General features: G+C 70.9%; 9 protein-coding genes and 1 pseudogene. 2 read left to right on the top strand and 8 right to left on the bottom strand.

The genetic code is table 11. The annotated features are described in order from the left end of the window. Nucleotides 1-359 precede the first annotated feature (359 nt). Nucleotides 360-2,219 (bottom strand): translation elongation factor 4, encoded by a 1,860-nt coding sequence (lepA, locus tag ACRX5W_RS07070; RefSeq protein WP_436787073.1) that lies wholly within the window; start codon nt 2,217-2,219, stop codon nt 360-362. Nucleotides 2,220-2,355: 136 nt separating this feature from the next. On the opposite strand from lepA, the gene ACRX5W_RS07065 reads away from it, so the two are divergent. Both ACRX5W_RS07065 and rpsT read left to right on the top strand, forming a co-directional pair. Then, nucleotides 2,356-3,330, top strand: a complete 975-nt coding sequence (locus ACRX5W_RS07065) for a phosphotransferase (RefSeq protein ID WP_436787072.1) — start codon at nt 2,356-2,358, stop codon at nt 3,328-3,330. A 185-nt stretch (nt 3,331-3,515) separates the two neighbouring features. Continuing rightward, complete coding sequence (gene rpsT / locus ACRX5W_RS07060) at nt 3,516-3,782, top strand: 30S ribosomal protein S20 (protein ID WP_436787071.1); 267 nt, start codon at nt 3,516-3,518, stop codon at nt 3,780-3,782. A gap of 136 nt (nt 3,783-3,918) precedes the next feature. On the opposite strand, the gene holA is transcribed toward rpsT, so the two are convergent. The 7 genes and pseudogenes from holA to ACRX5W_RS07025 all read right to left on the bottom strand — a co-directional run bounded on the left by holA (nt 3,919) and on the right by ACRX5W_RS07025 (nt 14,803). Further along, complete coding sequence (gene holA / locus ACRX5W_RS07055) at nt 3,919-4,896, bottom strand: DNA polymerase III subunit delta (protein ID WP_436787070.1); 978 nt, start codon at nt 4,894-4,896, stop codon at nt 3,919-3,921. A 280-nt stretch (nt 4,897-5,176) separates the two neighbouring features. Further along, a pseudogene (locus ACRX5W_RS07050) lies at nt 5,177-7,117 on the bottom strand (ComEC/Rec2 family competence protein); the annotation flags it as partial. 362 nt (nt 7,118-7,479) lie between these two features. Next, nucleotides 7,480-8,157: a helix-hairpin-helix domain-containing protein gene (locus tag ACRX5W_RS07045; protein WP_436787069.1), complete on the bottom strand. Its 678-nt coding sequence runs from the start codon at nt 8,155-8,157 to the stop codon at nt 7,480-7,482. Between the two features lie 822 nt (nt 8,158-8,979). After that, a complete protein-coding gene (locus ACRX5W_RS07040; protein ID WP_436787068.1) occupies nt 8,980-9,825 on the bottom strand; it encodes a DegV family protein in 846 nt (281 codons plus the stop codon). Between the two features lie 178 nt (nt 9,826-10,003). Further along, entirely contained in the window at nt 10,004-10,603 is a 600-nt protein-coding gene (locus ACRX5W_RS07035; protein WP_436787067.1) for a hypothetical protein, read from the bottom strand. A gap of 398 nt (nt 10,604-11,001) precedes the next feature. Then, nucleotides 11,002-13,884, bottom strand: coding sequence for a leucine--tRNA ligase (gene leuS / locus ACRX5W_RS07030; RefSeq protein ID WP_436787066.1), 2,883 nt, complete (start codon nt 13,882-13,884; stop codon nt 11,002-11,004). A gap of 292 nt (nt 13,885-14,176) precedes the next feature. Next, nucleotides 14,177-14,803, bottom strand: a complete 627-nt coding sequence (locus ACRX5W_RS07025) for a lysoplasmalogenase family protein (RefSeq protein WP_436787065.1) — start codon at nt 14,801-14,803, stop codon at nt 14,177-14,179. Nucleotides 14,804-14,852 lie beyond the last annotated feature (49 nt).

Below are 14,852 nucleotides of genomic sequence, written 5' to 3'. Positions count from 1 at the left end.
CTCCGGCATCCGGAACTCAAGGGCCGTGGCCTCGACTGCACGAGGACACGCCGGACCACGCGAACCACTTCGGACCACTTCGGACCACGCCGTGTGTCCTGGGTCACGCCTGTTGATGGTCCGTCAACGTAGCCGGACCGGCTGCGCCGCGGTAGAGGATGCGGGCCTTCTCGTGCCCGAAAGTCCGGTATGACAGCAGGTCTGTGGCACGCCAACGGATGGCGGGCCGGGTTCACGGACCGTGCCGCCGCGCCGAGGACGCGCGAGGCGCCCGGCGTCGCGTACGCCGGGCGCCTCGTCCGCACCCTCGGTGGCCTTCGTCCGACCGTGCCCGGCGCGCGGCCGGCACGGTCGGCGGGCTACTTCTTCTTGTCGGCGGCACCGTCCGCGTCGGTGGACAGGGCGGCGATGAACGCCTCCTGCGGCACCTCGACGCGGCCGACCATCTTCATGCGCTTCTTGCCTTCCTTCTGCTTCTCCAGCAGCTTGCGCTTGCGGGAGATGTCGCCGCCGTAGCACTTGGCGAGCACGTCCTTGCGGATCGCGCGGATGTTCTCGCGTGCGATCACCCGCGCCCCGACCGCCGCCTGGATCGGCACCTCGAACTGCTGACGCGGAATCAACTCGCGCAGCTTCTTGGTCATTTCGACGCCGTAGTTGTACGCCTTGTCCTTGTGCACGATGGCGCTGAACGCGTCGACGGCCTCGCCCTGCAACAGGATGTCGACCTTGACGAGGTCCGACATCTGCTCGCCCGTGGGCTCGTAGTCCAGCGACGCGTAGCCGCGCGTCTTCGACTTGAGCTGGTCGAAGAAGTCGAACACGATCTCGGCGAGCGGCAGCGTGTACCGCAGCTCCACACGGTCCTCGGACAGGTAGTCCATGCCGAGCAGGCTGCCGCGCCGCGACTGGCACAGCTCCATGATCGCGCCGATGTACTCGCTCGGCGCGAGGATCGTCGAACGCACGACCGGCTCGTGCACCTCGGCGATCTTGCCGCCCGGGAACTCGCTCGGGTTGGTGACCGTGTGCTCGGTGCCGTCCTCCATGAGGACGCGGTAGACCACACTCGGCGCCGTCGAGATCAGGTCGAGGCCGAACTCCCGCTCCAGGCGCTCACGGATGATCTCCAGGTGCAGCAGCCCGAGGAAGCCGCAGCGGAACCCGAAGCCGAGCGCCGCGGAGGTCTCCGGCTCGTAGACAAGGGCCGCGTCGTTGAGTTGCAGCTTGTCCAACGCGTCACGCAGCTCCGGGTAGTCCGAGCCGTCGAGCGGATACAGGCCGGAGAACACCATCGGACGCGGGTCCTTGTAACCGCCGAGCGGTTCGTCGGCGCCCTTGTTCTGCGATGTGATGGTGTCGCCGACCCGGGACTGCCGGACGTCCTTCACGCCGGTGATGATGTAGCCCACCTCACCGACACCGAGGCCGTCGGCCGGCTTGGGCTCCGGCGAGATGACACCGATTTCGAGCAGTTCGTGGGTCGCCCCGGTCGACATCATCTTGATGCGCTCGCGCTTGGTGAGCCGGCCGTCCACGACACGGACGTACGTCACGACGCCGCGGTACGAGTCGTACACCGAGTCGAAGATCATCGCCCGCGCCGGCGCGTCCTTCACACCGATCGGCGGCGGCACCAGGCGTACGCACTCGTTGAGCAGCTCGGGCACGCCCTCGCCGGTCTTGCCGCTGACCCGCAGCACGTCGTCGGGCTCGCAGCCGATGATGTGCGCAAGCTCCTCGGCGTACTTCTCGGGCTGGGCGGCGGGCAGGTCGATCTTGTTGAGCACCGGGATGATCTGGAGGTCGTTCTCCAGCGCGAGGTACAGGTTCGCCAGCGTCTGCGCCTCGATGCCCTGCGCGGCGTCGACCAGCAGGATGGCGCCTTCGCACGCGGCCAGCGACCGCGACACCTCGTACGTGAAGTCCACGTGCCCCGGGGTGTCGATCATGTTGAGGATGTGGACGCGGCCGTCCTCGGCTGTCCACGGCAGCCGTACCGCCTGGGACTTGATGGTGATGCCGCGCTCACGCTCGATGTCCATGCGGTCGAGGTATTGCGCGCGCATCTGCCGCGCGTCGACGACGCCGGTGATCTGGAGCATCCGGTCGGCGAGCGTGGACTTGCCGTGGTCGATGTGGGCGATGATGCAGAAGTTGCGGATCAGCGCCGGGTCGGTACGGCTGGGCTCCGGCACGTTCACGGGGGTCGCGGGCACGCAGGCTTCCAGGTTCTTAGGGCTCGGTGGACAGGGCAGTGTGTGGTGCGGCGTCAAACCGCGGTCTCGGCACCGCGGGCGGCCCCGGGCGCGAGGCGGCGCACGGGCGGCCACCGCAGTAGACCATCATCGTCCCATGCGCGTGGACTACTGGTCTCTTCCACCCGAACTGCATGCCGCCGTGACCGCCCGCCTGGGCGCCGACGTCGCCTCCGCGGCAACCCAGACGGGCGGCCAGAGCGGCGGCGCGGCAGCGCGCGTGGCCCTCACCGACGGACGCACGGCCTTCCTCAAGGGCTGCTCCGAGGACCACCCGATCGCCGCGCAATACGAGGTCGAAGGCTGGTTCGGGCGCAAGGTCCTCCCGTTCCTCGACGCGGACGCCGCCACCGGGCCCGCGCCGGCAACTCCCGGGATCCCGGGGCGCTTTCCCGCACCCCGGCTGACGGCGGAACTGCGGGTCCTCGGGTGGTACGTCCTGGTCTTCGAGGACATCGACGGCCACGACGCCGCGGTCACCGACCCCGCCGACCTCGCCGCCTGCCTCGCGCTTTTCCGCACGCTCGCGGCCACCACCTACCCCGCCGCGATCGCCCACCGCATACCCCCGGTGTCCGTGACTCTCGGGCACCTGGCATCGGGCTGGCAGCGCATAGCCGGCGACCCTCCCCCCGATCTCGACCCCTGGGCCCGCTCGCACCTGCGGGAACTGTGCGCGCTCGAACGCGGCTGGACCGCGGCGGCCGGCGGCAAAACCGTCGTGCACACCGACCTCCACCCGGGCAACGTGCTGGTCGCGCCCGGGCCCACCGGCTACGCCGTCGACTGGACCCGGCCTTCCTCCGGCGCCGCCTGGGTCGACCCGCTGTTGTTCTGCCTGCGGGACCCGGCGCTGACCGGGCCGAGCGCACCGAACGAACTGCCGGGATGGTTCCGCGAGCGGTACGACCTGCCCGCTCCACTACTCCGCTCCTTCATCGCGGGAGCAGCCGGCCACTGGGCCGACGCCGCCCGGCTGGAGGCCCCCGACTACGCCCCGGGCCTGCGGGCGTACGAACGCGACCGCGCCGCCGCGTCGCTGGCCTGGTTGCGGCGCGAACTGGAACGCTGACGTCTCACCGGCCTCGCGAGCGCATGGGCGCCCCGCCCTCCGGGCGCGGCTTCGGAAGCCCGGAGCGGCCCTGGTAGCCTGTCCCACTGCGTGTGCCACTTGTCTCAGCCACGCAAGTCAACGTTCCACGAGGGCCCTCTCCCCTACGGGAACACAACGTTCCAAAAACGACGAGGCTGTTTTTCGTGGCTAACATCAAGTCCCAGATCAAGCGGATCAAGACGAACGAGAAGGCCCGCCAGCGCAACAAGGCGGTCAAGTCGTCGCTCAAGACCGCGGTGCGCAAGACGCGCGAGGCCGTCGCGGCCGGTGACCTGCAGAAGGCCACCGAGTTGAACCGCGAAGCCGCCCGGAAGCTCGACAAGGCCGTGAGCAAGGGCATCATCCACAAGAACCAGGCCGCCAACAAGAAGTCGGCCCTGGCCAAGCACGTCGCCTCGCTCCAGGGCTGACCCCGGGCTTTTCAGGGCTGCGGCCCCGGCCCGCCTGTCGGCCGCTTGCGCGTATTGAAGGCGCCCTCCTCCTCATGGACGGCGCCTTCAGTGCTGTCGTGGACCGCGCGTCGGTGCGACCCTGCGGCCCCGGAGCTCAGCGCCCGCGCACGGTGGCGACCGTCACCACGGCCTTCTCCAACGCGTACGCCGGGTCCGTTCCGCCGCCCTTGACCGCCGCGTCGGCTTCGGCGACCGCGTGGAGGGCGGCGACGATGCCGTCGGGGGTCCAGCCGCGCATCTGCTGGCGGACACGGTCGATCTTCCACGGCGGCATGCCCAGTTCGCGGGCCAGGTCACCCGGACGGGCGCCGCGCGGGGCGGCTCCCAGACGTGCGACGTTGCGCACGCCTTGGGCGAGCGCACTGGTGACCAGCACCGGGGCCACACCGACCGACAAGGCCCACCGAAGTTGTTCGAGCGCCTCGGCGGCACGGCCTTCGACGGCCTTGTCCGCGACGTCGAAACTCGTCGTCTCGGCGCGGCCGGTGTAGTAGCGGGCGACCGTTTCCTCGTCCACGACGCCGTCGGTATCCGCCGCCAACTGGCTGCACGCCGCGGCGAGTTCGCGCAGGTCGTTGCCGACCGCCTCGACAAGCGCCCGGGCGGCCTCCTCGGTCACGGACCGGCCGGCGGTACGGAACTCCGCCTTGACCAGCGCGACTCGTTCGCCGGCCTTCGACACCTTCGGACAGGCGACCTCCCGGGCACCGGCCTTGCGTACCGCGTCCAGCAGTGCCTTTCCCTTGGGGCCGCCGAGGTGGGTCAGCACCAGCACGACGTCGTCGGCGGGGGCACCCAGGTAGGCCTTGACCTCGCCCGCAAGGTCGGTGCCGAGGTCCTGCGCGGCCCGGACCACGATCACCTTGCGCTCTCCGAACAACGACGGGCTGGCCAGTTCGGTGAGCATGCCCGGTTGCAGCGAGCCGGGGGCGATGTCGCGGATGTCGGTGTCCGGGTCGACCGCCCGGACGGCTCGCGTGACCGCGGACACCGCACGGTCCACGAGAAGTTCCTCCGGACCGACCACGAGGGTCACCGGAGCGAGCGGGTCGTCTGCAGCTTTCCTGGCCATCGCGCACAGCATCGCACGCTCCGGCGACAACACGGGCCCGCCCCCGGCTGCTCACCGACAGATCGGCGGCGGATCCCGCCACCGCGATCGCTCCGTCCCGGTCGGTGCGGACGACACGGGCTCCCATGGCGGCGAGCATGAGTGTCGTCGTCCGTGCCGGGTGGCCGTAAGGGTTCTCGCGGCCCACGGAAATCGCCGCGAGACGTGGGCGCAGGCTGTGCAGCAGGGCGGCGTCCTGTCGCGCCGAACCGTGGTGCGGGACCTTCAGGACGTCGACCCGCGTTCCGGCGAGCTCGGTGCGCAGGGCGTACTGGGCGTCCGGCTCCAGGTCGCCGGTGAGCAGGAACCGGACCCCGGACAGCTCGGCGAGCACGGTCAGGCTGGCGTTGTTGGGCACCGAACCGGACTGCCTGCGGGCGGCCTCCGGGTCGCGGGGACCGACGATCCGCCACCGCGCCGAACCGTCATCGGTGGCCCGCTGCTCGCCGTAGCCCGCCGTCCGCAGCGGGACGCCGGCCGCCGCAGCCCACCTTTGGACGCGGCGGACCTCTCCGGGCGGCTCCGGGATCGCGGAGGTCTCGATCCCGCCGACCGCGCGACCGTGGAGGACCCCGGGCAGGCCCTCGACGTGGTCGGCGTGGAAGTGGCTGAGGATGACCAACGGCACGCGGTTCACTCCGAGTTCGCGCAGGCAGCGGTCGACCGCGCTCGGATCCGGGCCGGCGTCGACGACGACTCCGGTGCCGTCGCCGGTGTTGAGCACGAGCGCGTCGCCCTGCCCCACATCGCACATCACGGCGAGCCAGCCGGGCGGGGGCCAGCCCGTCAGCGGGCGCGTGAGCGAGGGCGGTCGCATCAGGGCCACCGCCAGCACGAGGGCCAGTGCACACAGCACGAGCGGACGCCGGAACGCGGCACGCATCAGCGGCAGACACGCCACCGTCGACGCCGCGAGTGCGAGGCCGCCGAACCATCCGCCCGGCCATGCCACGGTCGCGCCGGGCACGTCCGCCCCGATACGTGCGACCGCGATGATCCACGCGGCCGGCAGCGCCGCGACGTGCACGAGTGCGACAGCGACCGGCGGGCACAACGACGCCGCGAGCAGTGCGAGGAATCCGAGCACGGTCGCCGGGGCGACGGCGAGTTCGGCCAGCAGGTTGCAGGGCACGGCGACGAGGCTGACCCGTGCGGTGAACGTGACGACGACCGGCGCACAGACCGCCTGGGCGGCGCACGGAAGCGCGACCGCGACCGCGAGTGCGCGTGGCCAGCCCCGGCGCACGAGGGCGTCCGCCCAGCGCGGAGCGAGCAGCAGCAACGCGGCGGTCGCGAGCACCGACAGGATGAAGCCGAAGCTCCGGGCCAGGTGCGGGGCGAACAGGATCAGGACGAGGGCCGCTGCCGCCAGCGCGGACGGGCCGTGCCGTCGACGCCCGAAGAACAGGGCGGCGAGCGTGACGAGGCCCATGAGCGCGGCCCGCAGCACACTCGGCTCCGGACGTGCCAGGACGACGAAGCCGAGAACCGCCACGACGCCCGCTACCGGCAGCGCACGACCACGAACTCCCGCATGGCGCAGGGCGAGCAACGCGGCACCCAGCAGAATCGTCACGTTGGTTCCGCTCACCGCCAGCAGGTGCGTGAGCTCCGTCGTCTTGAAGTCCCGGATGAGGTCCGGGGGCAGTCGGCCGGTGTCCCCGACGACCAGGCCGGGCAGGAGGCCGCGCGGCCCGGCCGGGAGACCCGCACACGCGTCGCGCAGTCGAGCGCGGAGATGCCCCGCCCACTTCTGGTATGGGGACGCGTCGCCGACCACGCGGGGCGCGGACTCGGTGATGAACAACGCGGCCGTGGGATCACCGGGCTTCGCGGGCACCAGACGGCCGGTTGCTTCAAGACGCGTGGAAGGCAACAGGTGCTGCCACGCATGTGCTTCGCGACCGGTGGCCAGCAACAGCACGGAGGTACGCAGGCGTTGCGCGGCAAAGGGCTGCACGGAACGCACGCCCACCAGCACATCGATGCGTGCCGGCACACGAACCGCCCCGGTGCCCAGGGATGTTCCCCGCACCTTCGGAGCGACCGGACTCGGATCGCCGACCACCGTGACGCGGGCGGTGACGGTCGCAGCATGTGCGGCGAGGGCCGGAACCGGCCCGGCACGTCCTGCCTGCGCGGCTGCGGACGCCGCCGCGGCCGCAGCGCAGACCAGCGCCATAGCGCAAGTGGTCCGCACGACAGCCCGCGGCCCCGGTCGGACCGGAGTCTCCGAGGGCCCCAGCGGCCTCCGTTGCCCCGGCAGGTGCCACAGTCTTGGCCGCGCCCATAACCCTCGTAGCCCTCGCACCAGCTGCCCAGGCTGCCCTGGTCTCCGCGGGGCACGGGCGCGGCGCGGGCCTCGAAGCCCGACCAGGGCGGCGGCGCCGAGACCGCATCCGCACGCGAACGTCCAGACGAGCGCGGGGCGCAGGACCGGCGCGAACCACGCAGCGGCCCAAGCGGCGAAGGCTCCCGGCACCAGCCGCAGGTCGATGCGCGCGGGCACACGGACAGAGGCCGTACGCCCGACGCCGATCGCATTCACACCCGCACTTTCCGGCGCAGGTCCGCAAAACGGCTCTCGCCGATTCCGCGGATCTCACGAAGCTGTTCGATCGAGGTGAATCGGCCGTTCTCTCGGCGCCATTCCAGAATGTTCTCCGCCATCACCGGCCCGATACCGGGCAGGGCGTCCAATTGTTCGGCGGTCGCGGTATTGAGGTCGACGACGGTTTGCACGGAGGCCTTCGTACCGGCAGTCGGCCCACCGGGCGCCTGCGGCATTGTCGTTGCTCCGGGGACGCCCACGGGAATCTGCTCCCCGTCGCCCACGACACGCGCGAGGTTGAGGACAGTGAGGTCGGTTCCGGGGAGAACGCCCCCGGCGGCCTTGAGGGCGTCGTCCACCCGGGCCCCGGCAGGCAGAACCAGCACACCGGGGCGCGCGACGCGTCCGACGACGTGGACGGACACCGGCCCGGCGGTGGCGGCAGCGGCCCCGGCAAGGGACTCGTCGGTCACGACGGAACCCGACTTGGAGGATCCCGCACCGAAGGACGGCGGACCCGACGCAGCCGCGTCCGGCGGCGGCACCGCCACCGGCTGCGGGCGCCCCTGCCACCAGCCGACTCCGGCGAACACGATCGCCAGCAGCGCGAGGACCGCCACCGCGGCAACGACTCGGCCGTCCACACCGACCCGGAAAGCCCTCAGTGACAAGGGGATTCGGTCGGAAACCGAACCTGCGAGCCGAGCTGACGCAGGCAGTGGTGCGGGATCTCGGGCGCGCTCCTGTTCAACGTCGACGTGCTGTGTGCCGACATGCGGTGCGTCGACGGGCGCTGCGAGGTCATCGTGGGGTTCAGGCGGGTCGGAGGCGTCAGGGCGGTCGCCACGCCGACCGCGACCGGTGGTGGGATCGTCAAAGAGGTCATGCGCGGGATCGGCCAACGCCCGGCGGTGATCGTCGTCCCAATGATCCACGTCGGGCGGCAACCCCGCAGGTGGCGGTTCCCCGGCCGGTGCACTGAAAGGCGGCGCGGGGTGAAGCCCCACGGCGTGAAGCGGCGCGGAGACCGGCTGTACGGCGTCGTGCGACTCGCCGTCGTGCGGAATGGGGTCCGGTGGGACAAGGTCGGGCGACCGGTTGTCGGGTGCGGACGCCGAAGTACGCGCCGAGTTGCCCTCGCGGGGAAAAAGCGCCGCGAGCCGGGCAATCGTCTGGGGGGTCGGTGATTTCGCCATGCCCCGACGTTAGGCGAGGAAATACGCCGGCAGGCCGACGAGTTCGCAATCTGTGGAAAACCATCGGACTGTGGAAAAGGGATTTGACACGCTCCGGAACCGTTGTCCTCAGCAGGGCGGGATGCGCCGAGGCGCCACAGTATGCGGCACGCCTCGAAATTCCGTCGGGAGCAAAGAGTCGCTCCGGCGAGAAGAACCGCGGCGTCACTTCTCCGGCGCTTGTCTGCCGCTCCGTCGCCGCCCCGAGCTCCGCGACGCCTGACGCGGGACGGCCGCCGCCCGCGCGCGCGGCTCCGCCTACCTGGGCGACACCACGACCGCCAAGAGCCCCGGACCCACATGCGCGCCGATGACCGCTCCGACCTCGCTGACGTACAACTCCCCCACCTGCGGCAGCCGTTCGCGGAGTCGGCCGGCCAAGGCGTCGGCGCGTTCCGGGCTGGCGAGATGGTGCACGGCGACGTCGACCTGTGCCTCGCCGGCGGATTCCAGCGCGATTTCCTCCAGCCGGCTGATCGCCTTGGCGGCCGTACGCACCTTCTCCAACGGCGCGATCCGGCCGTCCGAGACATGCAGCAACGGCTTCACCGCGAGTGCCGCGCCCATCAGGGCCGCCGCCGCGCCGATGCGTCCGCCGCGGCGCAGGTACTCCAGGGTGTCGACATAGAAGAATCCGAACGTCGCGCCCGCGCGCTTTTCCGCCGCGGCGGCGGCGTCCTCCGCCGAGGCACCGTCCGCGATCGCCTCCGCCGCCGCGAGCACCGGGAATCCCATGGCCATCGCGACCGTCCGCGAATCCACGACACGGACCGGTACCGGGACTTCGCGGGCCGCGAGCAACGCGGCGTCGTAGGTGCCGGACAGCTCGGCAGACAAATGCACCGAAACGATCTCGCGCGCGCCGCTCTCGGCCAGCCGCCGGTAGGTCTCGGCGAACGTCTCGGGTGACGGACGCGAGGTGGTCACCACGCGCTTCTGGCGCAACGCGTCCGCGAGGCCCGCAGGGGTCGCCTCGGTTCCTTCGTCGAGCGGGCGCCCGCGCAGGACGACCTTGAGCGGCACCACGACGATGCCGTGCCGCTCGACGACCTCGTCGGGCAGGTAGGCCGTGGAATCGGTAACGATCGCGACTTCGGACGTCATGCGGTTGCAGCTACCCGTCGGCGAAGGGACAAAGAAAGAAAGAAGCGAACAATGACGAACAGGAAGAAAACGATCGACACGAACAGGCGGCGGTTCCGGGAGCAGACCCGCGGCAACGCCGTTCCGTCCCGGCGTCCGCTCCAACCATCGGCGGCCGTGCGCGGCAACGCGCAGCGGGTCAGGGACCCAACGCGTCCTTGGCCGCCTGCGCTGTCTCCCGCAGCGCCGCGACCTCGTGCTCGACATCGCGCCCGAGGCGGTCCAGCTCGTCGTGCGCGAGCACCTGCTCCCGGTCCTGGGCCGCCCAGCGCAGCGAACCCGCGGCATGCTGCACCCGCTCGGCGCGCTCGCGGAGCGCGGGAAGTTCGCGGTCGACACGGACCGGGTCGGGTTCGCGTTCGAGCATCCGCAGATCGGTGTCCAGCCCCTCGGCGAATCGCTCAAGCCGGGCGAGGAGTTGCCGTGCCTCGCCGAGCTGCGCGTCGCGTGCGTAACCGGCGTCGAGGACGCGGCGTGTGTGTTCGAGGGAGCGGCGCACCGACACCCGCAACCGGGCCGCCTCGCCCGTACTGCCCGGCTGGGTGTACGCCCTCGCGCGTGAGGCGGCGTCGTCCACCAGCCCCCGCAACCGGGGCGCGTGCCGGTCGATCCTGCGTCGTACCGCGCGCCGCACCGCCACCGCGATGATCACCACCAGACCGATCAGCACCAAGAGGGCGGCGAACCCGGCTCCCAGGAAGAGGGCGACGGCTTGCGCACCGTCCGAGGCGAGTGACACGGCTGGTCTCCTCCCAGGTCGCCACCTGCGAATCCCTCAACAGTAGCGCCGCGACGGCGTCCGACGATCGCCTCGGGCGAAAACCACCCGTTCCCGGGCGATCGTCACGGCAGGGAAATCATCCGGACACGACGCGGAAACTGCCCGCGAACATGCCGCTACCGGCAGAGACGGACGAGGATCCGGCAAGGTTCCCGCCGTGCCGAGGGCCTCGCGAGGTCCACTCCAAAGATGAGGTCCGCTCCGGATCCACTCGATCGTGGAGCGAACCTCACCCGGACACCGACGCCCGGCAGCCGCCCGGCAGCCGCCCGGCAACCGACCGGCGGGCAACCGCGCGCAATCGTCAAGCGGTCGGCAGGCACGCCTCAGGCGGGCGTCGGGCGGTCGGTCGCCGATCAGTTCGGCACGATGTTGACCAGCTTCGGCGGGCGCACCACGACGATGCGCACGCTCGCCCCGCCCAGCGCGGCCTGCACCGACGCGTCGGCCAGCGCCAGTTCGCGCAGCTCGTCCTCGCCGATCGCCGGAGGAACCTCCAGACGCGCCTTGACCTTGCCCTTGATCTGCACGACACAGGTCACGGTCTCGTCGACGACGTACGCCGGGTCGGCCTCCGGGAACGCGTGGTGCGCCAGCGAGCCTTCGTGGCCCAGCCGCGTCCACAGCTCCTCGGCGATGTGCGGCACCAGCGGCGCGACCATCAGCACCAACTGGTCCGCGATCACGCGCGGGACCGCGTCCAGCTTGGTCAGGTGGTTGTTCAGCTCGATGGCCTTGGCGATGGCCGTGTTGAAGCGCAGACCGTCCATGTCGCGCCGGACACCGTCGATCGCCTTGTGCAGCGCCCGCAGCGTCGCCTCGTCGGGTGCCGTGTCGGCCACGCGCACCTCGCCGGTGTTCTCGTCGACGATGTTGCGCCACAGCCGCTGCAGGAACCGGAACGAACCGACGATCGCGCGGGTGTCCCACGGACGCGAGACCTCCAGCGGCCCCATGGACATCTCGTACAGGCGCAGGGTGTCCGCGCCGTACTCCTCGCACATCTGGTCCGGAGTCACCGAGTTCTTCAGCGACTTGCCCATCTTGCCGTACTCGCGCTTGACCTCCTCGCCGGCGAAGAAGAACTTGCCGTCTTCCTCGGTGACCTCGTCGGCCGGCACGTAGACGCCGCGCGCGTCGGTGTAGGCGTACGCCTGGATGTAGCCCTGGTTGAACAGCTTGTGGAAGGGCTCGAACGAGGAGACATGGCCCAGGTCGAACAGCACCTTGTGCCAGAAACGCGAGTACAGCAGGTGCAGCACGGCATGCTCGACGCCGCCGACGTACAGGTCGACACCGCCGGACGCGCCCGGCGTGCGCGGGCCCATCCAGTAGCGCTCGTTCTCCGGATCGACCAGCGCGTCGTCGTTCGTCGGGTCCAGGTAGCGCAGCTCGTACCAGCACGAACCCGCCCAGTTGGGCATGGTGTTGGTCTCGCGGCGGTAGGTGCGCGGGCCGTCGCCCAGGTCCAGTTCGACGGTCACCCAGTCCTCGCGACGCGACAGGGGCGTCTCGGGCTGCGAGTCGGCGTCGTTCGGGTCGAAGGTGCGCGGCCGGTAGTCGTCGATCTCCGGCAGCTCCACCGGCAGCATCGACTCGGGCAGTTCGCGCGCGACGCCGTCCTCGTCGTACACGATCGGGAACGGCTCGCCCCAGTAGCGCTGGCGGCTGAACAGCCAGTCGCGCAGCTTGTAGGTGACCGTCGGGGCGCCGACGCCGTTGGCGGCCAGGTACTCGTCCATCTTGCGCTTGGCGTCCGTCACCGACAGCCCGTTCAGGCTGATGCCGTCGGCGGCCGAGTTGATGATCGCGGCGGTCTTGGAGGCGAAGGCGTCGTCCCATGTGGCCGGGTCGGTCGAGCGGCCGTCGTCGGGTTCGACGACGCAGATCATCGGCAGCCCGAACTTGCGCGCGAACTCGAAGTCCCGGTGGTCGTGCGCCGGGACCGCCATGATCGCGCCCGTGCCGTAGCCGGCCAGCACGTAGTCGGCGATGAACACCGGGATCAGCGTGCCGCCTGCGGGGTTGACGGCGTACGCGCCGGTGAAGACGCCGGTCTTGTCCTTGCCCTCGGTCTGCCGCTCGACCTCGGTCTTGGCCGCCGCCTGGGCGCGGTACGCCGCGACCGCCTCGGCCGGGGTCGGGGCCCCTCCGGTCCACTGCTCGGGCGTGCCCTCCGGCCAGGCGTCCGGCACGATCGTCTCGACCAGTTCGTGCTCAGGGGCGAGCACCATGTACGTCGCACCGAACAGCGTGTCCTGACGGGTCGTGAAAACCCGTACGCCGGCGCCCTCGTGGCCCGCGAAACGGAAATCGATGTGGGCGCCCTCGGACCGGCCGATCCAGTTGCGCTGCATCAGCTTGATCGGCTCGGGCCAGTCCAGCTTGTCCAGATCGTCCAGCAGCCGGTCGGAGTATGCGGTGATGCGCATCATCCACTGCTTCAGATTGCGCTTGAACACCGGGAAGTTGCCGCGTTCACTGCGCCCTTCGGCGGTGACCTCTTCGTTCGCCAGCACGGTGCCCAGGCCGGGACACCAGTTCACCGGCGCCTCGGACAGGTACGCCAGCCGGAACCCGTCGACGACCTGCGCCTGTTCGGCGCGGCTCAGGTCGGCCCACTCCCGGCCGCCCGGCACCGCGCGCGTACCCTTCTCGAACTGCTCGACCAACTCGCTGATCGGACGCGCGCGGCCGACGCCGCCGTCCACGGTCTCGTCGTACCAGGAGTTGCGGATCTGCAGGAAGATCCACTGCGTCCAGCGGTAGTACTCCGGGTCGGTCGTCGCGATCGAGCGGCGCTTGTCGTGGCCCAGACCCAGGCGACGGAGCTGGCGGCGCATGTTGGCGATGTTCGCCTCGGTCGTGACGCGCGGGTGCGTCCCCGTCTGCACCGCGTACTGCTCGGCGGGCAGGCCGAAGGCGTCGTAGCCCAGCGTGTGCAGCACGTTGTACCCGGTCATGCGCTTGAACCGGGAGAACACGTCGGTCGCGATGAATCCGAGCGGATGGCCGACGTGCAGGCCCGCCCCCGAGGGGTACGGGAACATGTCCATCACGAACATCTTCTCGCGCCCGGCGACCTTGTCGGGCTCGGCCAGCGGGCCGGCCGGGTTGGGGGCCTCGAAGGTGCCCTCCGCCTCCCAGCGGTCCTGCCAGCGCAGCTCGATCTCGCCCGCCTTCGCGGCCGTGTAGCGGTGGGGCTCGGTCGGCTCGGCGGCCTGCGTCGTCTCGGTCATCGTCCTCAGGGCTCCTGGGTACACGCGTAGGCGCATCGCGGTTGCGAAGTCTTGCCGGAAAAACAAAAACCCCTCGCACAGGAGGGGTCGCCGCGCCGAGGGGGGCGATGGTCCTCGTCCGGCACCGAAGATCGGCCTTCGTGGAGGTTGTCGCCCGTCCCGCTCAGCGCGGCCCGGTAAGCAGCAGTACGGCACGCATGCGGACAAGGGTACCGCAGGCCCTCGCCGCCGCCCGGGTGATATCCCGGCCGCTCGCCGCCGCAGCACGCACACGGCGCCCCGGCCGCCCTCCTCAGGTGAGCGAGAGCACGAGCAGGATCTGCGCGAGGTGGTAGGAGACGGCGATCACCACGCGCGCGTAAGGCGTCTGCTCGCGGAACCGGTTCCACCCGGCCAGCGCGTCCGAGCAGTAGAACAAAAACGCACCCGCGACCGCGGTCGGCTGCCCGGTCGCCGACGCCGCGACGACCATCAGCGACAGCGCCCCCGTGTAGGCGACCACGGGCAGTGTCAGGGCGGGGTCCTTCGCCCGCACGCTGAGCAGGAGCCGCACGGCGTACCCCAGCGTCACCACCAGCACCGCGACGATGCCCGCCGCCGCCCACAGCCACGACCAGCCGACCTGCTGGAACCCCACGACATAGGCCACGTGCGCGGCGAACGACGGGACCACCGCACAGCGCCAGTCGCCGCGCAATCCGAGCACGTCCCGGACCAGGGAGAAGCCCAGGGCGACGAGGAAGGCCGCTCGTTGCGCCTCGTCGGCGGGGTCCAGGGCGAAGGCGGTTGCGATGAGCGCGACGGGGACCAGCGGCTTGGCCCGGCGCTCCAGCCGGTCGTCCGCCCGCGAGACCGCGACCCAGTCGACGACCGCGGCTGCGGCGGCCGGCGCGAGCAGGATCCACGCGAGGGAGGTCATGACCGGGGACCATACTGAGGGGTAACCGGTGATTCGGCCCGTCGGACCA

This window comes from Yinghuangia sp. YIM S10712 (assembly GCF_051388935.1).
Taxonomy (GTDB): domain Bacteria; phylum Actinomycetota; class Actinomycetes; order Streptomycetales; family Streptomycetaceae; genus Yinghuangia.
This window is presented reverse-complemented; position numbering and strand designations above follow the sequence as displayed.